Annotated in this window: 1 protein-coding gene; it reads right to left on the bottom strand. The window is 75.4% G+C overall.

Annotation, left to right across the window (positions count from 1 at the left end; genetic code table 11):
• Window positions 1–3 precede the first annotated feature (3 nt).
• Window positions 4–25,071: a type I polyketide synthase gene (locus ACZ63E_RS44490; RefSeq protein WP_465342365.1), complete on the bottom strand. Its 25,068-nt coding sequence runs from the start codon at window positions 25,069–25,071 to the stop codon at window positions 4–6.
• Between the last annotated feature and the right edge of the window lie 25 nt (window positions 25,072–25,096).

Below are 25,096 nucleotides of genomic sequence, written 5' to 3'. Positions count from 1 at the left end.
GCCTCAGCCCTCCTGCTCGAGTCCGGACCCGTCGCCGAGCCGGCCCAGTTCGTGGTCGATGAAGGCGAAGACCTCGTCCGTGCTGGCCGCGTCGAGCCGCTCGGAGACGTCTTCGCGCGCGGGCTCGGCGTCGGCGATCTTCGCCAGGAGCCGGCGCAGCCGGGCCGCGACGTCCGCCTCCGCGAGCTCGCCCGCGGTGCCCGCGGCGACCAGCTCTTCGAGCCGGTCGAGCCCGTCCGGCAGTGAGGTCGCGACGACCGGCGCCGGCGCCAGCTCCGCCCGCAGGTGCCCGGCGAGCCCGGCCGGGGTCGGGTAGTCGAAAACGAGCGTCGCCGACAGGGTCAGCCCGGTCGCCGCGGTGAGCCGGTTGCGGAACTCGACCGCGGTCAGCGAGTCGAACCCCAGCTCGCGGAACTCCAGCCCGGCCCCGACCTGCTCGGCCGGGTGCCCGAGCACCGCGGAAACCTGGGTGCGCACCAGGGAAAGCAGTGTGCGTTCCTGCTCGCTTTCCCGCATCCCGGCCAGCTGCGCCCGCAGGTCGGCCGCGGCGGCCCGGTCCGGACCGGCGGCCGCGCTGCGGCGTCCGGGCCGGCCCACCGGGCGAAGCAGCCACGGCAGCTCGCCGCGGGTGCGCAGCGTCGGCAGGTCGACGCGCACCGGGACGAGGTGCGCGACGTCGCCGCCGACCGCGCGGTCGAACAGCTCCGTACCCTGGTCGGCGGCCAGCGGGGGCATGCCGCCGCGGACCATGCGTTCGCGGTCGGCGTCGGTCAGGTCGCCGGTCATGCCGGTGTCCCACGCGCCCCAGGCGAGCGACACCCCGGCCAGCCCCCGGCCGCGACGGTGCTCGGCGAGGGCGTCGAGGAAGGCGTTCGCCGCCGCGTAGTTCGCCTGGCCCGGGGTGCCGATGGTGCCCGCCACCGAAGAGAACAGCACGAGCGCCGCGCGGTCGCCGACAAGCTCGTGCAGGTGCCAGGCCGCGTCGAGCTTCGGCGCGAACACCGTCTCGAGCCGCCGGGGCGACTGCGACGCGAGCACCCCGTCGTCGACCACGCCGGCGGTGTGCACGACGGCGGTCAGGTCGGGGACATCGGCGAGCACGGCGGCGAGGGCGTCCCGGTCGCTGACGTCGCAGGCGACCACCCGGACGTCCGCTCCGGCCAGCTCCGCCACCAGCTCGTCGATCCCGTCGGCGGCCGGACCACGCCGGCTGAGCAGCACCAGCTTGCGCGCGCCCTGGGCCACGAGGTGCCGGGCGAAGACCCGGCCCAGTCCTCCGGTCCCGCCCGTGATGAGCACAGTGCCCTCGGGGTCCCAGCCCGAGCTTTCACGTGAAAGCTCGGCTCGGGTGAGGCGGGCGACGCTCAGGGCGCCGTCGCGCAGGAGGAGCTGGGGTTCGCCGGTCGCCAGGGCCGCGCGGAGGGTTTCGCCGTCGGGCTCGTCGACGTCCAGCAGGACGAACCGGCCGGGCTCCTCGGACTGCGCCGAGCGCACCAGGCCCCAGACGGCCGCCGAGGCGACGTCGTCGCCGCCGATCGCGCCGCGGGTGACGAACACCAGCCGCGGTGCGGGACTTTGCAGGTAGGTCAGCACTTCCGCGGTGAGCGCGTGGGCCGAAGCCGCCGCGTCGGGACCGCCGGTGACCGGGATCGCGACGACGTCGGCGCCGGACACCAGCGCGGCCGCGAAGTCCGGCTGGGCGTCGACACCGAGGGCGGCGGCGAGGTCGTCCCCGACGGCCGCCCAGGTCTCCGCGCCCGGCTCGGGCATCGGAACCGGCGTCCAGCGCAGCCGGAACAGCGCGTCGGCCTCGGCGGGGGCTTCGGCCGCGCGGAGGGTGACACCGGAGGCGGTCAGGACCGGCTTCCCGGCGTCGTCGGCCAGCGCCAGGGACACCGAGTCGCCGCCGGCCGGGGTGATCCGGACACGGACCCGGCTCGCGCCGGAAGCGTGCAGGGTGACGCCGGTCCAGGCGAACGGCAGCCCGGCCGGGGCGCCTTCGCCGAAGCCGATGGCCTGCAGGGCCGCGTCGAGCAGCGCGGGGTGCAGACCGAACCGGCCGGCTTCCGCGCCGTCCGGCAGGGCCAGTTCGGCGTAGACCTCGGCGCCGGAGCGCCAGACGCGCCGCAGCCCCTGGAACGCGGGTCCGTAGGCGAACCCGGCTTCGGCCGCTTGGGCGTAGAAGACGGTGAGATCCGCTTCGACGGCGCCGGCGGGCGGCCACACGTCCGGCAGCGGCTCGGCCGCCACCGCCCGCGGGACGAGCGTGCCGGTCGCGTGCCGGGTCCAGTCGTCGTCGGCCCGCGAGGAGATCGTCAGCTCCCGGCGGCCGCCTTCGCCGGGCTCGCCCACGGCCAGCTGCAGCACGACGGCGCCGTCCGGGTCGAGCACGAGCGGCACGGCCAGGGTCAGGTCCTCGACCGCCGCGCAGCCGACCTCGTCGGCCGCGCGGACCGCCAGTTCGAGGAAAGCCGCGCCGGGGAACAGGATCGTGCCGCCGACGACGTGGTCGCGCAGCCACGGCTGGGTGGCCGCGGACAGCCGTCCGGAGAACACCACCCCCGGCGAGTCGGCCAGGGCGAGCGTCGCGCCGAGCAGCGGGTGCCCGGCCGGGGCCAGGCCGAGGCCGGTGGCGTCACCCCCGGCGGCCGGCAGCGGCCAGAACCACTCGTGCTGGAACGCATACGTCGGCAGCGCGACGGGCCGGGCCTTCGGGAACCGGGCGGCCCAGTCGACGGCGACCCCGGCGACGTGCAGCCGCGCGAGGGCTTCGGCGACCGCGGCGGCTTCGTCACGGTCCTTGCGCTGCACCGGGATCACGTGCGCGGCCGGCTCGTCGACGACCGCGGTGAGCGTGGCGTCCGGGCCCAGCTCGGCGAAGACCGTCACCCCGGCCTCGGTGAGCCGCCCGATCGCGTCGCCGAAACGCACGGTGTCGCGGATCTGGCTGACCCAGTACGCCGGGGAGGTGACGTCGCCCGCCGACACGACCGGCACCCGCGGCTCGGCGAACGCCAGCTTCGCGACGACGTCGCCGAACTCGGCGAGCATCGGTTCCATCAGCACGGAGTGGAAGGCGTGCGAGACCCGCAGACGCCGGTGCTTGGCGAACTTCGCGGCGACGGCGACAACGGCTTCTTCGTGTCCGGAAAGGACCACCGAGCCGGGGCCGTTCACCGCGGCGACGTCGACCCCTTCGCCGACGAACGGGAGAACGTCCTCTTCGGACGCCCGCACCGCGACCATCACACCACCGGTGGGCAGCGCGCCCATCAGCCGGGCACGCGCGGACACCAGCGCGCACGCGTCCGGCAGGGACAGCACGCCGGCCACGTGCGCGGCGGCGATCTCGCCGACCGAATGCCCGGTCACGAAATCCGGGTGCACACCCCACGACTCCAGCAGCCGGAACAGCGCGACTTCGAAGGCGAACAGCGCCGGCTGCGCGAACTCCGTGCGGTCGATGCGCTCGTCGTCGGCCAGCGCCGCGCGCACCTCGGGGTCGAGCAGCGCCAGGACCTCGTCGAACGCGGCCGCGAACACCGGGTGCGCGGCGGCGAGGCTGTGTCCCATGTGGACTCGCTGTGCGCCCTGGCCGGCGAAGAGGAAGGCGACCGGCGGGGCGACCCGGGCTTCGCCCTGCACGGCCGGGTTCCCGGCCGCGATGGCGCGAAGCCCGGCGACGACTTCGGCGGGTTCGCTGCCGACGACCGCGGCGCGGTGGGTGAACGCGGCCCGGGTCACCGCGGCCGCGTGTGCCAGGTCCGCGAGCGGGTCGCCGCTCGCCTCGACGTGTTCGGCCAGGCGGGCGGCCTGGGCGCGCAGAGCTTCGGGTGTCCGGCCGGAGACGACGACCGGTACCGGACCGGCCTCGGCCGCGGCGGGCCCGGGCGCCGGCCGGTCCGCCGGCTGTTCGAGGATGACGTGGGCGTTGGTGCCGCTGATCCCGAACGACGACACTGCCGACCGGCGGACCCGTCCGGTCTCGGGCCACGCGGTGGTGTCCGGGACCAGGTCGACCGCGCCTTCGGTCCAGTCCACATGGGACGACGGCTCGGCCGAGTACCGCGACTTCGGGACCACGCCGTGGCGCATCGCCTGCACCATCTTGATCACGCCCGCCACCCCGGCGGCGGCCTGGGTGTGGCCGATGTTGGCCTTCACCGAACCCAGCAGCAGCGGCGTCTCCCGGTCCCGGCCGTAGGTGGCCAGCAGGCTCTGCGCCTCGATGGGGTCGCCGAGCGGGGTGCCGGTGCCGTGGCCCTCGACGACGTCCACGTCGGACGTCGTGAGCCCGGAGACCGTCAGGGCCTGGCGGATCACCCGCTGCTGCGACGGGCCGTTCGGGGCGGTGAGGCCGTTGGACGCGCCGTCCTGGTTGACCGCCGACCCGCGCACCACGGCGAGGACCTCGTGGCCGTTGCGGCGCGCGTCGGAAAGGCGCTCCAGCAGCACGACCCCGACACCTTCGGCCCAGCCGACCCCGTCGGCCGAGTCGGAGAACGACTTGCACCGGCCGTCGGCGGCGAGGCCGCCCTGGGCCGAGAAATCGACAAAGGCACCCGGGGTCGCCATCACCGTGACCCCGCCGGCGATCGCCAGCTCGCAGTCCCCGGCCCGCAGGGCCTGCGCGGCCCAGTGCATCGCGACCAGCGACGACGAGCACGCCGTGTCGATCGTGACGGCCGGGCCTTCGAGGCCGAGCGCGTAGGCCACGCGGCCGGACATGACGCTGCCCGCCGTGCCGATGCCGAGGAAGCCGAGGGCCTCCTCCGGGAACTGCACACCCTGGCCGTAGTCGTGGTACATCACCCCGGCGAACACCCCGGTCCTGCTGCCGCGCAACGAAAGCGGGTCGACACCGGCGCGTTCGACCACCTCCCAGGAGGTCTCCAGCAGCAGCCGCTGCTGCGGGTCCATCGCGAGGGCTTCCCGCGGCGAGATCCCGAACAGGCCGGGATCGAACATCCCGGCTTCGCCGAGGAAACCGCCTTCGCGGGTGTAGGAACGGCCGCGGTCGGCGCCGAAGAGCCCGGCGAGGTCCCAGCCGCGGTCGGCCGGGAACGGGCCGACGCCGTCGCCGCCGTCGAGCACGAGCTGCCACAGCTCTTCGGGCGAGGTGACCCCGCCCGGGTAGCGGCAGGCCATCGACACGATGGCGATCGGGTCGTCGGAGACCGGCGCCCGGACCGTGGTGCGGGCGACCGGGACGTCCTCGCCGGCGAGCTCGCCGCGCAGGAAACCGGCCAGCACCACCGGGGTCGGGTGGTCGAACACCAGGGTCGCGGGCAGGCGCAGGCCGGTCGCGGTCGCGAGCTGGTTGCGGAACTCGACCGCGGTGAGCGAGTCGAAGCCGAGGCCGCGGAACTCCCGTTCGACGTCCACCTTCGCGGCGTCGAAGCCGAGGACGGTGGCGACCTGGGTGCGGATGACCTCCAGCAGCGCCTTGTGCTGTTCGCTCTCCCGCAGGCCGGAAAGCCGTTCGCGCAGGGCGTTCGCGGCCGGGGTGGCCCGGCTCGCGCCGCGCCGGCCCGGCCGGCCGACCGGGCGCAGCAGCCACGGCGGCTCGGGCAGGGCGCGGACGCGCGGCAGGTCGACCAGCACCGGGACGAGCGCGGGTTCGGCGAGCGTGACGGCCCGGTCGAACAACGCGCAGCCCTGCTCGACCGGCAGCGGCGGCATGCCCGCGCGGACCATCCGCTCGCGGTCGGCGTCGGTGAGCGTGCCGACCATGCCGGTCTCCCAGGCGCCCCAGGCCAAGGACGTCGCGGCGAGGCCGCGGGCGTGCCGGTGGGCGGCGAGCGCGTCGAGGAAGGCGTTGGCGGCGGCGTAGTTCGCCTGCCCCGGCGAGCCGATGGTGCCGGCGACCGAGGAGAACAACACGAACGCGGCGAGGCCGTCGGTCAGCTCGTGCAGGTTCCAGGCGGCGTCGGCCTTCGGGCGCAGCACGGTCTCGAGGCGCCCGGCGTCGAGGGAGCCGACCACCCCGTCGTCGAGCACCCCGGCGGCGTGCAGGACGGCGGTCAGCGGCCGGTCGGCCGGGATGCCCTCCAGCAGCTTCGCGGCGGCGTCGCGGTCGGCGAGGTCGCAGGCGGCGACGGTGACTTCGGTGCCGTGTGCGGCGAGCTCGGCGACGAGCTCGACGATCCCGTCGGCGTTCCCGCCCCGGCGGCTGGCGAGCAGGACGTGCTTGACGCCGTACTCGGCGGCGAGGTGCCGGGCGAAGACGCGGCCGAGGCCGCCGGTGCCGCCGGTGACGAGGACGGTGCCGTCCGGATTCCAGCCCGAGCTTTCACGTGAAAGCTCGGGTCCCAGGTCGGAGCTTTCACGTGAAAGCTCCGCCCGCGGGGCCCGGCCGAGCCGGGCGACCCGGGCGGTGCCGTCCCGGAGCAGCAGCTGCGGCTCCCCGGTCGCGACGGCGGCCGGAAGTCCGGCCAGGGAGGCGTCGTCGACGTCGGCGAGCACGAACCGGCCGGGGTTTTCGGTCTGCGCGGAGCGGACGAGCCCCCAGACCGCGGCGGCGGCGAGGTCTTCCCCGGCGACGGCGCCCTCGGTGACGAAGACGACGCGCGTGGTCTCGTTCGGGGTCTGCAGGACGGTGAGGACCTCGGCGGTGACCCGGCGGACGTCGGCGAGCACGTCGCCGTCGCCGTGCACCGGGACCAGCAGCACGTCCGGCTCGGCGGCCAGCGCCGCTGCGAGGTCCGGATACGGCGTGCCGAGCTCGGCGAGCCGGGAGCCGAGCACCGCCCAGGCGCCGTCCGGGGTGGCGCCGGGCACCGGCAGCCAGTCGAGGCGGAACAGCGCCTCCGGGCCGGACTCGACCGGTGTCGCCGCGCGCAGCGTGAGTGAGTCCACCGACAGGACCGGTGCGCCGGTCTCGTCGGCCAGGTCCAGGGACACCGAGTCGTCGCCGAGCCGTGCGATCCGCGCCCGGACCCGGCCGGCGCCCGTCGCGTGCAGCTCGGCGCCCGCCCAGGAGAACGGGAGCCCACCCGGCACCGAATCGGCGAAGGAGATGGCGTGCAGCACGGAGTCCAGGAGGGCCGGGTGCAGGCCGTAGTCCGCGGCGTCGTCGCCGGGCAGCTCCGCTTCGGCAAAGACCTCGCCGTCACGCAGCCAGACCCGGCGCAGACCGCGGAACGGGGGCCCGTAGGCGAAACCCGCCTCGGCGAAGGTGTCGTAGAACCCGGTCAAGTCCACTTCGGACGCTCCGGCGGGCGGCCACTCCCCCGCGTCGAAGCCGGTCGGGAGCGTGCCCGGGGCCAGGACGCCGGTGCCGTGCCGGACCCACTCGGCGTCGGCGCGCGAAGACACGCTCACCTCGCGGCGGCCGTCGGTGTCCGGGGCGCCGGCGACGACCTGCACGAGCGTCGCGCCGGACAGCACCAGCGGCGCCGCCACCGTGAAGTCCTCCACCCGGCCGCAGCCGACCTGGTCGCCGGCCCGCACCACCAGCTCGAGGAACCCGGCGCCGGGGAACAGCACCTGGCCGCCGATCACGTGGTCCTCGACCCACGACGGCGAAAGCCGGCCGGAGAAGACGACCTCGCCGGAGCCGGCGACCTCGGTGACCGCGCCGAGCAGCGGGTGCCCGGCCGCGGTGATGCCGAGCTGGTGCGCGCCCGGGACGAGCCGCGGCCAGTACCGCTGCCGCTGGAACGCGTACGTCGGCAGCGCGACGCGCCCGGCCCCAGTGCCCTCGAACAGCGCCGCCCAGTCGACCGGCACGCCGGCGACGTGCAGCGCGGCGAGCGCGGTCACGGCGGTGGTCTCCTCGTCGCGCCCGGCGCGCAGCACGGGCGCGAGGACCTCACCGTCGACGAGCGCGGTGAGCACGGCGTCCGGGCCGAGCTCGGCGAACGCCGTGACCCCCGCTTCGAGCAGGCTCGCGGTCGTGTCGGCGAAGCGGACGGTGTCGCGCACCTGCCGCACCCAGTACTCCGATGAGGTGAAGTCGCCGACCACCGGGATTTCCGGCTCGGCGAAGGTCAATCCGGCGACAACCGCGCGGAAGTCGTCGAGCATCGGGTCCATCGCCGCCGAGTGGAAGGCGTGGGACACCGTGAGCCGCTTGGTCCGCTCGAAGCCGGCGGCCGCGGCCAGCACGGCGTCCTCGGCGCCGGACAGCACCACCGACGACGGCCCGTTCACCGCGGCGAGCGCGACGTCGCCGGTCAGCAGCGGCCGGACCTCGTCCTCGGTGGCGCGCACGGCGACCATCGCCCCGCCGGACGGCAGCGCCTGCATGAGCCGGGCGCGCGCCGCGACGAGCGTGCACGCGTCGGCCAGGGACAGCACCCCGGCGGTGTGGGCGGCGGCGATCTCGCCGACCGAGTGCCCGGCGAGGAACGCCGGCCGCACCCCCCACGAGCGCACCAGGCGGAACAGCGCGACTTCCAGCGCGAAAAGCGCGGGCTGGGCCCAGCCGGTCTCGTCGAGCAGCGCGGCGTCGTCGCCGAAGACGACCTCGCGCAGCGGACGCGGCAGAGCGGGGTCGAGGTGCGCGCACACCGTGTCGAAGGCGTCGGCGAACACCCCGAACCGCTCGTAGAGCCCCCGGCCCATGCCGAGCCGCTGCGAACCCTGGCCGGTGAACAGGAACGCGACCGTCCGCTCACGGGCGGTCCCGCGGGCGACCGGGGTGCCGTCGACCAGCACGGCGCGGTGTTCGAACGCCGAGCGGGTGGTGGCGAGCGAGAAGCCGGTGTCGAGCGGGTCGAGCCCCTCGGGCAGGGCGGCGAGCTGGGCGTCGAGGGCGGCTTCCGATCGGCCGGACACGAGCCACGGCACCACGCCCGGCGTGACCGCCCGCTCCGGCGGCGCCGAAGGGAGCGGCGGGGCCTGCTCGATGATCACGTGCGCGTTGGTGCCGGACAGCCCGAACGACGAGACGCCGGCCCGGCGCGGGCGCCCGTTCTCCCGCCAGTCGACGGCCTCGGTGACCAGCTCGATCGCGCCCGGGGTCCAGTCGACGTGCGTCGACGGCTCGGTCACGTGCAGCGACGCCGGGATCCGTTCCCGGTGCAGGGCCAGAATCATCTTGATGACACCGGCGACGCCCGCCGCGGCCTGGGTGTGGCCGAGGTTGGACTTGATCGAGCCGAGCCGCAGCGGGGCGGCCCGGTCGTGCCCGTAGGCGGCCAGCAACGCCTGCGCTTCGATCGGGTCCCCGAGAGTCGTGCCGGTGCCGTGGCCCTCGACGACGTCCACTTCGGACGGACGCAGCCCGGCGCTCGCCAAGGCCTGCCGGATGACGCGCTGCTGGGAAGGCCCGTTCGGGGCGGTGAGGCCGTTGGACGCGCCGTCGGAGTTGATCGCCGAACCGGCGACCACCGCGAGGACGTCATGACCGTGCCGTCGTGCGTCCGACAGCCGCTCGACGACCAGGACACCGGCGCCTTCGGACCAGCTCGTGCCGTCGGCGGAGTCGGAGTACGCCTTGCACAGCCCGTCCGGCGCGAGGCCGTTCTGCCGGCTGAAGCCGACGAAGCTGACCGGCGTGGCCATCACCGTGACACCGCCGGCGAGCGCGAGGTCGCACTCCCCCGCGCGCAGGGCCTGCGCCGCCAGGTGCAGGGCGACCAGCGACGACGAGCACGCGGTGTCGATCGTCATCGCCGGGCCCTCGAGACCGAGCACGTAGGACAGCCGGCCGGACACGACGCTCGCCGCGACACCGGTGCCCGCGTGCGCCTCGACGTCGGTGGCCGAGCGGACGATCACCCCGGCGTAGTCCTGGCCGTTGGTGCCGACGAACACGCCGGTGCGGCTGCCGCGCAGGCCGGTCGGGTCGATGCCGGTGCGCTCGACGGCCTCCCACGACGTCTCGAGCAGCACGCGCTGCTGCGGGTCCATCGCGAGGGCCTCACGCGGGGAGATGCCGAAGAACTCGGGGTCGAAGTCGGCGGCGTCGGGCAGGAACCCGCCGCGGTCGACGTAGCTGCTGCCGCGGCCTTCGCCGGCCAGGGCCGACATGTCCCAGCCGCGGTCGCCGGGGAAGCCGGTGATGGCGTCGCGGCCCTCGGCCAGCAGCGTCCACAGGTCTTCGGGCGAGCGGACGCCACCCGGGAAGCGGCAGCTCATGCCGACCACGACGATCGGGTCGTCGGTGGTGCCCGCCGGGCCCGCCACGGCGGTCACCGGGGCGTCACCGCCGAGGACCTCGGTGAGGAGGAGCTCGGCCAGGGCGAGCGGGTTCGGGTGGTCGAACACCAGCGTCGCGGGCAGCCGCAGCCCGGTCGCGGCGTCGAGCCGGTTGCGCAGCTCGATCGCGGTCAGCGAGTCGAACCCGAGGTCGGAGAACGCCCGCGTGGCCCCGATTTCGGCGGTGCCCGCGTGCCCGAGCACGGTCGCGACGTGCTCGCGGACCAGCTCCAGCAGCACACTCGCGCGTTCGGCGGCCGGGGTCGCGAGCAGCCTCGTCGCCAGCGCGCCGCCGGCCGCGGGAGCCGTCTCGAGCTCGGCGACCACCCGGCGGACGACCGGCAGGTCGGCCAGCAGCGGGCTGCGGCGGACGCTCAGCAGCGGCCGCAGGACGTCGGCGTTCTGGATGTCGGCGACCACCAGCTGCGCGGCCGGGCCGCCCGCGTCGGCCAGCACAGTGACGGCGAGGTCGGGGTCCAGGCCGCCGCCGAGGCCGGCGGCCATGCCGTCGCCCGCCCAGGCGCCCCAGGCGATCGACGTCGCGGTCCGCCCGCGGGCGCGCCGGGCTTCGGCGAGCGCGTCGAGCACGGCGTTGGCGGCGGCGTAGTTGGCCTGGCCGGGGTTGCCGACGGCGCCGGCCACCGAGGAGAACAGGATGAACGCGTCGAGATCGCCGGTGAGCTCGTCGAGCAGCAGGGCCGAGTCGACCTTCGCGCGGAACACGGCGTCGAAGCGGTCCGGGGTGAGGCTGCCGAGGATACAGTCGTCGAGGACACCGGCGGCGTGCACGACGGCGTCGGGCCGGTGGGTTTCGAGGAGCTCGGTGAGCTGGGCGCGGTCGGCGACGTCGCAGCGCGCGACGACGACCCGCTCGTCCGGGCCGGGTTCACCGCCGGAACGGCTGGCCAGCACCACCCGGTCGGCGCCCTGGCCGAGCAGCCACTTCGTGACGTGCCGGCCGAGCGCGCCGGTGCCACCGGTGACCAGGACGGTGCCACGCGGCTGCCACGGCGTGGTCGCGGCGGCGGCCGGGGTGAGGCGGCGGCCGTAGACACCCGAGGCGCGGACGGCGATCTGGTCGTCGTCACCGTCGAGAGCCCCGGCGAAGCGGCTGAGGAGACGGGCGTCGAGGTCGGCCGGGAGGTCGGCGAGACCACCCCAGCGGCGCGGGTATTCCAGCGCGGCGACGCGGCCGAGGCCCCAGATCGCGGCCTGGGCGGGCGCGGTGAGGGGGTCGGCCGGGCCGGTGGACACCGCACCCCGGGTGACGCACCACAAGGCCGTGTCGGCGCCGAGGTCGTCCAGAGCCTGGACGAGCGCGGTGGTCCCGTCGAGCGCGAGCAGCGAGACGACCACCGGGGCGAGGTGGTCACGCAGGAGGCCGGCCAGCTCGGCGCGATCCACAGTGGACACCGTCAGCGAGGTGCCCAGCGCGGCCGCGACCTCGCCGAACCACGGGTCCTCCGAAGCCGGGACGAGGACCAGCCGGTCGCGGCTCGAAGCGGTCGTGGCCGGGAGGGGCCGCCATTCGACGCGGTAGCGCCAGCCGTCCACAACGGACTGCCGCTGCCGGCGGGCCCGCAGGGCCGACAGGGCCGGGACGACCGACGCCAGCGCCGGGGCGTCGACCTGGAGGTCGGCCGCGAGCGACACGAGGTCGCCGTTCTCCACCACCGACCAGAAGGAGTCGTCCGCAGCGGTCCGCGCGGCGGGCTCGGGCCAGTAGCGGCGGCGCTGGAAGGCGTAGGTGGGCAGGTCCGTGCCGCGGGCGCCGGTGCCGGCGAACCAGGCGGCCCAGTCGATCCGGGTGCCGGCGGTGTGCAGGGCGGCCACCGCCGCGGCGACGGCGGCACGCTCGTCGCGGTCGCGGCGCAGCACCGGGACGACGGCCGCGCCCGGGACGTCGACCAGCCCGGTGAGCACCGCGTCCGGCCCGACCTCGACGAACGCCGTCACGCCGCGCTCGGCGAGCCCGGCGACCGCGTCGGCGAACCGGACGGTGCCACGGACGTGCCCGACCCAGTACCCGGGATCGGTGACGTCGCCCGCGGTGACGACCGGGATCTCCGGCTCGGCGAAGGACAACCCGGTGACCACGCGGCGGAAGTCGTCGAGCATCGGGTCCATCAGGTGCGAGTGGAACGCGTGACTGACGCTGAGCCGCTTGGTCTTCCCGAACCGCGCGGCCACGGCCAGCACGGCGTCTTCGGTGCCCGAGAGCACCACCGAGCGCGGCCCGTTCACCGCGGCGAGGTCGACATCGCCGGTCAGCAGCGGGCGAACGTCCTCTTCGGACGCTTCGACGGCGACCATCGCGCCCCCGGGCGCAAGCGCTTGCATCAGGCGGCCCCGCGCGGACACCAGCGCACAAGCGTCCTCGAGGGACAGCACCCCGGCGACGTGCGCGGCGGCGATCTCGCCGACGGAGTGGCCGGCGACGAAGTCCGGGCGCACGTCCCACGACTCCAGCAGCCGCACCAGCGCGACCTCGATGGCGAACAGGGCGGGCTGCGCGTGCCCGGTCCGGGCCAGCGCGTCGGCGTCCGAGCCCCAGACGACGTCCCGCAGGCCGGGCTCGAAGAAGGCGAACACCTCGTCGAGCGCGGCGGCGAAGACCGGGTAGGCCTCGGCCAGCTCGCGGCCCATCCCGAGCCGTTGCGCACCCTGACCGGTGAAGAGGAACGCCTGCCGCGGCGGGCGGCCGGCCTCGGTGGACCCGGCCAGCGCCCGCAGCTCGCGGATCGCCGTTTCCGGCTCGGTGGCCACGATCGCGGCCCGGTGCGCGAAGCTCGCGCGGGTGGTGGCCGCCGCGAAGGCGACGTCGAGCAGCCGGCCCGGCGCTTCGAGCCGGTCAGCGAGCCGGGCCGCCTGGTCGCGCAGCGCGTCGGCGGTCCGGCCGGAGACGACGAGCGGCACCGGCGTCGCGGCGGCCTCCTCGCGGGGTGCTTCCGGGCGGGGCGCGGGGGCTTCGAGGATGACGTGGGCGTTGGTGCCGCTGATCCCGAACGACGAGACCCCGGCCCGGCGGACACGGTCCACCGCGGGCCACTCGATGGCTTCGGAAACGACCTCGACCGCACCGGCTTCCCAGTCCACATGGGACGACGGTTCGCCGACGTGCAGCGACTTCGGCACCACGCCGTGGCGCATCGCCTCGATCACCTTGATCATCCCGGCGACCCCGGCGGCGGCCTGGGTGTGGCCGATGTTGGACTTGATCGAGCCGAGCAGCAGCGGCCGGGCCCGGTCCTGGCCGTAGGTCGCCAGCAGCGCCTGGGCTTCGATCGGGTCGCCCAGGGTCGTCCCGGTGCCGTGCGCCTCGACGACGTCGACGTCCGAAGTGGACAGTCCGGCGTTCGCGAGCGCCGCGCGGATGACGCGTTGCTGGGACGGGCCGTTCGGCGCGGTGAGCCCGTTGGACGCGCCGTCCTGGTTGACGGCGGAACCTCGGACCACGGCGAGGATCCGGTGCCCGTTCCGCAGCGCGTCGGACTGCCGCTCGACCACGAGGAGCCCCGCGCCCTCGGACCAGCCGGTGCCGTCGGCGTCGTCGGAGAACGCCTTGCACCGGCCGTCGGGGGCAAGACCGCTCTGGCCGCTGAAGCCGATGAACCCGCCCGGGGTGGCCATCACGGTCACGCCACCGGCCAGGGCGAGGTCGCACTCCCCCGCGCGCAGCGACTGCGCGGCCAGGTGCAGCGCCACCAGCGACGACGAGCAGGCGGTGTCGATCGTCATGGCCGGGCCCTCCAGGCCCAGCACGTACGACAGGCGGCCCGAGGCGACACTCGCGGCCAGGCCGGTGCCGGTCTGCCCGCGCAGGTCGGCGTCGGTGGTCATGAGCAGGTCGGAGTAGGTCTGGCCGTTCGTGCCGACGAAGACGCCGGTGCGCGAACCCCGCAGCCGCGTCGCGTCGAGCCCGGCGCGTTCGAAGGCCTCCCAAGACACTTCCAGCAGCAACCGCTGCTGCGGGTCCATCGCGACCGCTTCCCGCGGCGAGATCCCGAAGAACGCGGCGTCGAACTCGGCCGCGTCGTAGAGGAACCCGCCCGCCTGGGTGTCGCTGGCGGCCAGGGCGGCCGCGTCCCAGCCGCGGTCGGCCGGGAAGCCGGAGACGGCGTCGCCGCCCGAAGCGACCAGGTCCCACAGCCCGTCCGGGCCGGTGACCCCGCCGGGGAACCGGCAGGCCATGCCGACGACCACGACCGGGTCGTCGGACACCGGGCCGGCCACCACGACGGCGGCGCCGGCGCCGGCCGAGCCGACCAGCTCGCCGCGCAGGAACTCCGCGACCGCGCCCGGGGTCGGGTAGTCGAACACCAGCGTCGAGGGCAGCCGCAGCCCGGTCACCGCGGCGAGCCGGTTGCGGAACTCGACCGCGGTCAGCGAGTCGAAGCCCAGCTCGCGGAACTCCCGCGTCGGCTCGACGTCGTCGGGCGCGTGGCCGAGGACGGCGCCGGCCTCGGTGGCGACCTGGCCGACGAGCAGGCGCAGCTGCTCGGCCGGGCGCATCCCGGCGAGCTGTTCGCGCAGCGAGCCGCGCACGTGCTCGGCGTCGCCGCCCGCGCGGCGGCGGCCCGGCTTGGCGACCGGGCGCAGCAGCCACGGCAGCTCGCCCTGGGCGCGCATGGCCGTCATGTCCACGCGCATCGGCACGACGACGGGGCTCGGCGACCGCGTCGCCCGGTCGAACAGCCGGATGCCCTGCTCGACGGTCAGCGGCGGCACCCCGCCGCGGGCCATCCGCTCGCGGTCGGCGTCGGTGAGCGTGCCGACCATGCCGGTTTCCCAGCCGCCCCAGGCCAGGGACAGCGCGGCGCGCCCCTCGCGGTGGCGGCGCTGGGCGAAGGCGTCGAGGAAGGCGTTGGCGGCGGCGTAGCTGCCCTGCCCGGCCGAGCCGACCGTGCCGGCGACCGAGGAGAAGACGAGGAACGCGGAGAGGTCGAGGTCGCGGGTGAGCTCGTCGAGGTGGACGACGGCGTCGACCTTGGGCCGCAGCACGGTGTCCAGGCGCGCGGGGTCGAGCGAGGCGACCACGCCGTCGTCGAGGACACCCGCGGTGTGCACGACGGCGCGCAGCGGGTGCGCGGCCGGGATCCGGGCGAGCACGGCGGCGAGCTGGTCGCGGTCGGCGACGTCGCAGGCTTCGATGGTGACGCCGTCGCCCAGCTCGGCCCGCAGCTCGGCCGCGCCGGGGGCGTCGGGGCCGCGGCGGCTGGTGAGCAGGAGGTGCCGGACGCCGTGGGTGCGCACGAAGTGCCGGGCCAGTTCGCGGCCCAGCCCGCCGGTGCCGCCGGTGATGAGCACGGTGCCGTCGGGTTCCCAGCGCGGCGGCAGGGTCAGCACGATCTTGCCGACGTGCTTGGCGCGGCTCATGTGCCGGAACGCGGCCGGGGCCTGGCGCAGGTCCCAGCTGCGGATCGGCAGCGGGGTGAGGACGCCGTCGCCGAAGAGCCGCAGCAGCTCGCCGAGCAGCTCGGCCGTGCGGTCCGGGCCGGCCTCGCCGAGGTCGAACGCGCGGTAGCGGACCCGCGGCAGCGCGGCGGCGTCGCGGATGTCGGTCTTGCCCATCTCGAGGAACCGGCCGCCGTCGGCGAGCAGGTTCAGGGAGGCGTCGGCGAACTCGCCGGCCAGCGCGTTGAGCACGACGTCGACGCCCGAGCCGCCGGTGACGCGGCGGAAGTCGGCTTCGAACTCGAGCGAGCGGGAGGAGGCGATGTGGTCGCCGTCGACCCCGAGCTCCCGCAGGACGTGCTGCTTGCCCGCGCTCGCCGTGGCGAAGACCTCGGCGCCGAGGTGGCGGGCGAGCTGGATGGCGGCCATGCCGACACCGCCCGCGCCCGCGTGGATCAGGATCTTCTGGCCGGGCTTGAGGTCCGCGAGGTCGACCAGCGCGTAGTAGGCGGTCAGGAACACCAGCGGGACGGACGCGGCGGTGCGCGCGGACCACCCGGCGGGCACCGGCGCGAGGTAGCGCGGGTCGGCGACGCTGTGGGTGCCGAACGAGCCGGGCAGCATGCCGAAGACGCGTTCGCCGACGCGGGCCGGGTCGACGCCGGGGCCGACCGCCTCGATCACGCCGGCGCCTTCCGCGCCGAGGTCGCCGAGCTTGCCCGGGTACATGCCGAGCACGGACAGGACGTCGCGGAAGTTGAGCCCGGCCGCTTCGAGGCGGACCCGGACCTGGCCCGAGGGCGGGTCGTCGAGCACGTCCGGGCACGCCTCGGCGCCCAGGTCGTCGATCCCCGCGGGGCCGGCGGTGAGCCGCCACGCCGGTCCCGCGGGAGGCAGGAGGTCGCCGTTGCCGGCCAGCCGGCCGAGCCGGGCGACGCGGACGCTTTCGCCGCGCACGGCGAACTGGGGTTCCCCGGAGACGACGAACCCGGTGCCGGGCAGCGCCGCGCCGGCTTCGAGGTCGACGAGGACGAACCGGTCCGGCTGCTCGGACTGCGCGGAGCGGACGAGCCCCCAGGCCGCCGCGGCGGCGGGATCGGCGATCCGGTCACCGGGCTCGACCGCGACGGCTTCGCGGGTCACGAAAACAACCCGCCGGGCACGCTCGTCGGCGTTCTGCAGCACAGTCAGCGTGTGCGCGGTGACGGCGCGGACGGCGGTGGGCAGGTCGTCGTCCCCGGCGCCGATCGGGACCAGCAGGACGTCCGGTTCGCGGGCGAGGGCCTCGTCGAGGTCGACGCACGGCCGGGCCACCTTCGCCAGCTGCGGGTCGTCGCCGAGGAGGGCCCACGTTCCGGCCGGGGCGTCCTTGGCCAGGGCCGCCGGGACCCACGTGAGCTGGAACAGGGAGTCGTCGTCGGCGTCGCGCTGGGCCGCTTCGCGCAGCTGGAGCGCCTGGACCGTCAGGACCGGCGCACCGGTCTCGTCGGTGACGGCGATGGCCACCGACTCGCGGTCCACCGGGGTGATCCGGGCGCGGATCCGCGTCGCGCCCGAAGCGTGCAGCGACACCCCGGACCAGGCGAACGGAAGACCACCCGCGACCGTGTCGAGGCGGTGGAGGGCGTGCAGGGCCGCGTCGGACAGGGCCGGGTGCAGGCCGTAGTCGCCGTCGGGGTCGCCGGGCAGCTCCGCCTCGGCGAGCAGCGTGTCGCCGTCCAGCCAGGCGCGGGTCAGGCCGCGGAAGGTCGGCCCGTAGGCCAGGCCGGTCGTGGCCAGCTCGTCGTACACAGTGGACACATCGAGCTCGGTGGCGCCGGCGGGCGGCCAGTCGCTCCCGGGCGCGACCGGGTGTTCGCCGACGGCGACGAAGCCGGCCGCGTGCGGCACCCACCCGGCGTGCGGGCCGGTGCCGCGCGAGGAGATCGTCAGCTCGCGGCGCCCGGCGTCGTCCGGGCCGCCGACGGCGACCTGCAGCAGCACCGGCTCCTCGGGGCGCAGCCACAGCGGCGCGGCGATGGACAGGCTCTGCACAGCGGCGCAGCCGACCTGGTCCGCCGCGCGGACGGCGAGGTCGAGGAACCCGGTGCCGGGGAACAGCACGTGCCCGCCGACGACGTGGTCGGCCAGCCACGGGCGCGTGTCGGTCGACAGCAGCCCGGACAGCACCACCCCGCCGGAGTCGGCGAGGTCGACGGCGAAGTCCAGCAGCGGGTGCCCGGCCGGGGTGAGCCCGAGGCGCTCGACGGCGCCGCGGCCGGGCGTGACCCGCGGCCAGTAGTGCCGGCGCTGGAAGGCGTACGTCGGCAGGGTGATCCGCCGGGCGCCGGGGAACCACGGCGTCCAGTCGACACCCGCGCCGGCGACGTGCAGCCGGGCCAGCCCGGTGAGGAACGCCTCCGGTTCCGGGCGGTCCTTGCGCAGCAGCGGCGTGACGAGCGCGCCGGGCGCGTCGACCATCGCCGAAAGGACGCCGTCAGGACCGACCTCGACGAACGCCGTGACGTCGAGCGCGGCGAGGACGTCGGCGAAGCGGACGGTGTCGCGGACGTGCCGGACCCAGTGCTCCGGGTCGGTGACGTCGCCGGTGGTGACGACCGGGATCCGCGGGGGCGTGAAGGTCAACCCCTCGACGACCGCGCGGAACTCGTCGAGCATCGGGTCCATCAGGTGCGAGTGGAACGCGTGGCTGACGGTGAGCCGCTTGGTCTTCCCGAAGTGCGAGGCCACCGCCAGCACGGCGGCCTCGGCGCCGGAGAGCACCACCGCGCGCGGACCGTTGACCGCGGCGACGTCGACGCCGTCGGCCAGCCGGGCGCGAACGTCCTCTTCGGACGCTTCGACCGCGACCATCGCGCCGCCGCGCGGCAGCGCCTGCATCAGCCGGCCGCGCGCGGTCACCAGCGTGCAAGCGTCTTCCAAGGACAGCACCCCGGCGACGTGGGCCGCGGCGATCTCGCCGACCGAGTGTCCCGCGACCCGCGCCGGCCGGACGCCGTGCGCCTCGGCCAGCCGGGCGAGCGCGACCTCGAGCGCGAACAGCGCGGGCTGCGCCCAGCCGGTCTCGGCGAGCAGGCTCGGGTCGTCGCCCCAGAGGACGTCGCGCAGGCCGGGGTCGAGGTGCGCGAGGACCTCGTCGAGGGCGTCGGCGAACGGCTTCGACACCGCGTACAGCTCACGGCCCATGCCGAGCCGCTGGGAACCCTGGCCGGTGAACAGGAACCCGACCGACGGCGCGTCCCCGGTGCCGCGCGCGGCTTCGCGGACGCCGTCCGGCGTGGCCAGGAGCACCGCGCGGTGCGGGAAGCCCGCGCGGGTGGTGAGCAGGGAGTGCCCGGTGTCGAGCGGGTCGAGCCCGGCGGCGGTGATCCGCTCGATCTGGGCGGTGAGGGCGTCTTCGGTCTTGCCGGAGACGACCCACGGCACCACCGGGAGCACGGGCCGGGGCGCGGCCTCGGCCGGGCGCGGCTCGGGGGCTTCGAGGATGACGTGGGCGTTGGTGCCGCTGATCCCGAACGAGGACACGCCCGCGCGGCGGACGCGGTCCGCTTCCGGCCACTCGACGGCCTCCGCGACCACCTCGACCGCACCGGCTTCCCAGTCCACATGGGACGACGGCTGACCGACGTGGAGCGACTTCGGCACGATCCCGTGCCGCATCGCCTCGATCACCTTGATGACCCCGGCGACCCCGGCGGCGGCCTGGGTGTGGCCGATGTTGGACTTGACCGAGCCCAGCAGCAGCGGCGTTTCGCGGTCCTGGCCGTAGGTCGCCAGCAGTGCCTGCGCTTCGATCGGGTCACCGAGCGTCGTGCCAGTGCCGTGCGCTTCGACGACGTCGACGTCCGAAGTGGACAGACCGGCGTCGGCCAGCGCCGCGCGGATGACCCGTTGCTGCGACGGGCCGTTCGGCGCGGTGAGCCCGTTCGATGCCCCGTCCTGGTTGACGGCCGAGCCGCGCAGGACGGCGAGGATCTCGTGCCCGGCCCGCAGTGCCTCCGACTGCCGCGCCAGCACCAGCACACCGACCCCTTCGGACCAGCCGGTGCCGTCGGCGTTGTCGGAGAACGCCTTGCAGTGGCCGTCCGGGGCGAGGCCGTTCTGGCCGCTGAACCCGACGAACCCACCCGGTGTGGCCATCACGGTCACGCCGCCGGCGAGCGCGAGGTCGCACTCCCCCGCGCGCAGCGACTGCGCGGCGAGGTGCATCGCGACCAGCGACGACGAGCACGCCGTGTCGATCGTCATGGCCGGGCCCTCGAGCCCGAGCACGTACGACAGCCGGCCGGACACGACACTGCCGGCGATGCCGGTGCCGGTCTGGCCGCGCAGCTCGACGTCGCCGGTGAGGAACAGGTCGGAGTAGGTCTGGCCGTTCGTGCCGACAAAAACGCCGGTGCGCGAGCCGTGGAGACCCGTCGCGTCGAGGCCGGCGCGTTCGAACGCCTCCCAGGACACTTCCAGCAGCAGCCGTTGCTGCGGGTCCATCGCGACGGCCTCACGCGGCGAGATCCCGAAGAAGCCGGCGTCGAACTCGGCGGCGTCGTAAAGGAATCCTCCGGCGCGGGTGTCGGACGCGGCGAGCGCGGCCGCGTCCCAGCCGCGGTCGGTCGGGAAGCTCGACACCCCGCTGCGGCCGTCGGCGACGAGGTCCCAGAGGTCTTCGGGGCTTTCCACGCCGCCGGGGAACCGGCAGGCGACCCCGACGACCACGATCGGGTCGTCGTCCCGCCGGCCGGACGTCACCGCGGCGGGTGCGCCGGGGGCGCCGAACAGCTCGGCGAGCACGAGCCGGGCCACCGCGACCGGTGTCGGGTGGTCGAACACCAGCGTCGACGGCAGCCGCAGCCCGGTCACGGCCGCCAGCCGGTTGCGCAGCTCGACCGCGGTGAGCGAGTCGAAACCCAGTTCGGAGAACGACTTCGCGGCGCCGACGGCGGCCGGGTCCGAGTGGCCGAGGATGGTCGCGGCGCGGCCGCGGACGAGGTCGGTGACCTGCGCGAGCCGTTCGTCGTCGCTCAGGACGCGCAGCCGGCCGGCGAGGTCGGCGGCGGCCGCGGACGTCGTCGCGGCCGAGCGGCGGATGCCGCCGGCGAGCCCGCGCAGGATCGGCGGCAGCTCGTCGAGCAGGCGCAGCGCGGCGAGGTCGACGGCGACCGGCACGACCACCGGCTGCGGCCGGGTCACGGCGGTGTCGAACAGCGCCAGGCCGTGCTCGAGCTCGAGGGGCGGCATGCCGGAGCGGGCCATCCGTGCGCGGTCGGCGTCGGCGAGCGAGCCGGCCATGCCGACCGTCCAGGAGCCCCAGGCCAGGGAGAGGCCGGGCAGGCCGGCGGCGCGGCGGTGGGCGGCGAGGGCGTCGAGGAAGCTGTTGGCGGCGGCGTAGCTGCCCTGGCCGGCGCCGCCCATGATCCCGGCGACGGAGGAGAACAGCACAAACGCGGCGAGGTCGTGGGTCAGCTCGTGCAGGTGCCACGCGGCCGCGGCCTTGGCGGCCAGGACCGGCGCGAGCCGGTCGGGGGTGAGGGCGGTGACCACCCCGTCGTCGAGCACCCCGGCCGCGTGGACGACCGCGGTCAGCGGGTGCTCGGCCGGGATCGCGGCGAGCGCGGCGGCGAGGTCCTCGCGGTCGGCGACGTCGCAGGCGCGGATCTCGACGCCGAGTTCCTCGCGCAGTTCCCGCGCCCCAGGCGCGTCCGGGCCGCGGCGGCTGAGCAGCAGCAGGTGCCGGACACCGTGCTCCCGCACGAGGTGCCGAGCCAGCTCTGCCCCCAGTCCCCCGGTTCCCCCGGTGATCAGGACGGTCCCGTCCGGGTTCCAGGCGTAGCTTTCACGTGAAAGCTCCGGGTTGGCGCGGGCGAGGCGGGCCGCGTGGGCGGTGTTGTCGCGCAGCTGCAGCTGGGGTTCGTCGAGGGCGAGGGCACGCCGGATGACGTCGTCGGTGGTCTCGGTGTCGGTGTCGACCAGGACGAAGCGGCCCGGGTTTTCCGCCTGGGCCGTGCGGATCAGGCCCCATACCGCCGCGGCGGCGAGGTCACCGGCTTCGGTCACGAAGACGAGCCGCGACTTCGCGGAACCGTCCGTCAGCCAGTTCTGGGCCAGTTCGAGGGCGCGGGTGGTCAGCGAGGTGAGGCCGTCGAGGGGGCTACCGTCGGTGGTGAGCCGGACGAGGGTGACGTCGGTGGCGGCCTCCGGCGGCAGCACGACCGGCACCCAGTGCGGTTCGAACAGAGAGTCCACATCGGACTGTGCGGCCACGGCTTCCGCATGCACCGAACCGATCGACGCGACCGGCTGCCCGGCGGTGTCCGCGAGAGCCAGGCCGGTACCGACCTGGACCCGGACGCGGGCAGCGCCGGCCGCATGCAGCGAGACCCGGCTCCACCGGGTGGGGTATCCGGTGATCCCGGCCGCCTGCAGGACGTCCGCGAGGAGCCGCGGGTGCAGCCCGAAGCGCGCCGTCTCGGCTTCGTCCTCACCGAACGCGACTTCGAGGTCCGAGTCGGTGAAGTCTTCGTGGTGCGCCCCGGTGGCGAGAACACCCTCCGCCCGGCGAACCCAGCTGTCTGCGGCCCGGGTGTGGATGTCGAGCCGGCGGCGGCCGGTCCCGTCCGGCTCCCCGACCGAAAGCTGCAGGTCGACGGCCTCGTCGGCGGCCAGCTCCAGCGGAGCGCCGAGGGTGAGCTCTTCGACCAGGTCACAGCCGAGGTCGAGGCCCGCGCGCAGGGCGAGTTCGACGAACCCGGTGCCCGGGAACACCCCGTCGGTGAGCCACGGGTGGGTGCGCGCGGAGACGCGTCCGGTCAGCAGCAGCCCGTCGGACCCGGCCGGGGCCACGGACGCGCCGAGCAGCGGATGCGTGACGGGGTCGAGCCCGAGCCCGGCGGCATCGGCGGCTACGTCCACAGTGGACGGCCAGAAACGCTGGCTCTGGAACGGGTAGGTCGGCAGAGGGATCGTGCGGGCGCCGGTTCCGGCGTAGAACTTCGTCCAGTCGACGCGCACCCCGGCGGTGTGCAACCGGGCCAGCGCTTCGGTGAGCACCGCGGGCTCGTCGGAGTCCCGGCGGGCCACCGGAACCGCGGTGACGTCTTCGATCATCGGGGTGAGCGCGGCGTCCGGGCCCAGCTCGGCGATCACCGAGACCCCGGCCTCGGCGAGCTTCGCCACGGCGTCGGCGAACCGGACCGGCTCCCGGACGTGGCGCACCCAGTACTCCGCCGTGGTGACGGCCCCGGAGGCGATGAACGGCAGCACCGGCTCGGCGAACGTCAGCCCGGCGACCACCGCGCGGAAGTCGTCGAGCATCGGGTCCATCAGCGGCGAGTGGAACGCGTGCGACACCGACAGCCGGCGCGGGCGCTCGAAGTGCGCGGCGGCTGCCAGCACGGCGTCCTCGGTCCCGGACAGCACCACCGACCGCGGCCCGTTCACCGCGGCGATGGCGACGTCGTCACCCAGGTACGGCCGGACATCCGCCTCGCTCGCGCGGACGGCGACCATCGCGCCGCCGGCGGGCAGCGCCTGCATCAGCCGGGCCCGCGCGCCGACGAGCACACAGGCGTCGTCCAGCGACAGCACCCCGGACACGTGCGCGGCGGCGAGCTCGCCGACCGAGTGCCCGGCGACGAAGTCGGGCCGGATCCCCCAGGACTCCAGGAGCCGGAACAGCGCGACCTCGACCGCGAACAACGCGGGCTGCGCGTGCCCGGTCCGGTCCAGCGCGGCGGCGTCGGTGCCCTGCAGCACTTCGCGGACAGCGGGGTCGAGCCGGTCGAGCGACGCGGCGAGGGCGTCGGCGAAGACGGGGAACCGCGCGGCCAGCGCCCGGCCCATGCCCAGCCATTGCGCGCCCTGGCCGGTGAAGACGTACGCGAGAGCGGGCGGCCGGTCGACCGATCCCGTGACGACGCCGGGCGCGTCCCCGGTCTCCAGCCAGGCGGTCAGCGCCGCGCGCGGGTCCGGCCCCGAGACGCTCAGCCGCTCTTCGAACGCCGAGCGGGTGGTGGCCAGCGAGAACGCGACGTCCAGCGGGTCGGCGGGCACACCGGCGAGCTGGGCGACCTGGGCGCGCAGCGCGGCGGGGGTCCGTCCGGAAACCAGCCAGGGCGCGGGAACCGGCGTGCGTTCGGCCGGGACGACCGGCGCGGCCGGCGCCTGTTCGACCAGAACGTGGGCGTTCGTGCCGCTGACCCCGAACGACGAGACCCCGGCGCGGCGCGCCCGGTCCACCGCGGGCCACGGCTCGTTCTCCGTGGCGAGCCGGACCACGCCCGCGCTCCAGTCCACATGGGACGACGGCGTCTCGGCGTGCAGGGTCCGCGGCACCACCCCGTGCCGGATCGCCTCGACCACCTTGATGATCCCGGCGACGCCGGCGGCGGCCTGCGTGTGCCCGATGTTGGACTTGACCGACCCCAGCAGCAGCGGCGTCTCGCGGTCCTGGCCGTAGGTGGCCAGCAGGGCTTGCGCTTCGATCGGGTCGCCGAGCTTGGTGCCGGTCCCGTGCGCCTCGACGACGTCGACGTCCGAAGTGGACAGTCCGGACGAGGCCAGCGCGGCGCGGATGACACGTTGCTGCGAAGGACCGTTCGGCGCGGTGAAGCCGTTGGACGCGCCGTCGGAGTTCACCGCGGTGCCGCGGACCACGGCGAGCACCTCGTGCCCGTTGCGGTGCGCGTCCGACAGCTTCTCCAGCACCAGCACGCCGATGCCCTCGGACCAGCCGGTGCCGTCGGCGTCGTCGGAGAACGCCTTGCAGCGGCCGTCGGCCGACAGCCCGCCCTGGCGGCTGAACTCCAGCAGCGACCCGGGGGTCGACATCACGTTCACGCCCGCGGCCAGCGCGAGGGTGCACTCCCCCGCGCGCAGCGCCTGCGCGGCCAAGTGCACCGCGACCAGCGACGACGAGCACGCCGTGTCGACCGTGACGACCGGGCCTTCGAGGCCGAGGGTGTAGGCGATCCGGCCCGACAGCGCGCTCGCCGCGATGCCGGTGCCGACCGAGCCGTCGGCGTCGGCCAGCGACCGGACCATCAGGTAGGCGTAGTCCTGCCCGTTCGTCCCGGCGAAGACGCCGGTGCGGCTGCCGCGCAGCCGCCGCGGGTCGATCCCGGCCCGTTCGATCGCCTCCCAGGACACCTCCAGCAGCAGCCGCTGCTGCGGGTCCAGGGACACCGCCTCGCGCGGCGAGATCCCGAAGAACCCCGCGTCGAAGTCCGTGACGCCGTCGAGGAACCCGCCGGCCTGGCTGACGCCCATGCCCCGCTCGTCGACTCGAGCGCCGGTGACCGCCTCGACGTCCCAGCCGCGGTCGGCCGGGAACGGCCCGATCGCGTCCCCGCCGTCCTCGACGAGCCGCCACAGCGCTTCGGGGCCGCGGACGCCGCCGGGGAACCGGCAGCCCATGGCCACGATGGCGATCGGTTCCGTGGCGGCGGCCCGCAGCTCCTGGTTCTGCCGCTTGAGCCGCTCGGACTCCTTCATCGCGGCACGGAGTGCTTCGACGACCCGGTCGCTCGGGGTGGACATGTGTCAGCTCCGTAGGTTCATCGGG

This window comes from Amycolatopsis sp. NPDC104819 (genome assembly GCF_055583145.1).
The sequence above is the reverse complement of the archived record's forward strand: the minus strand, read 5'-3'. Positions and strand labels throughout refer to the sequence as shown.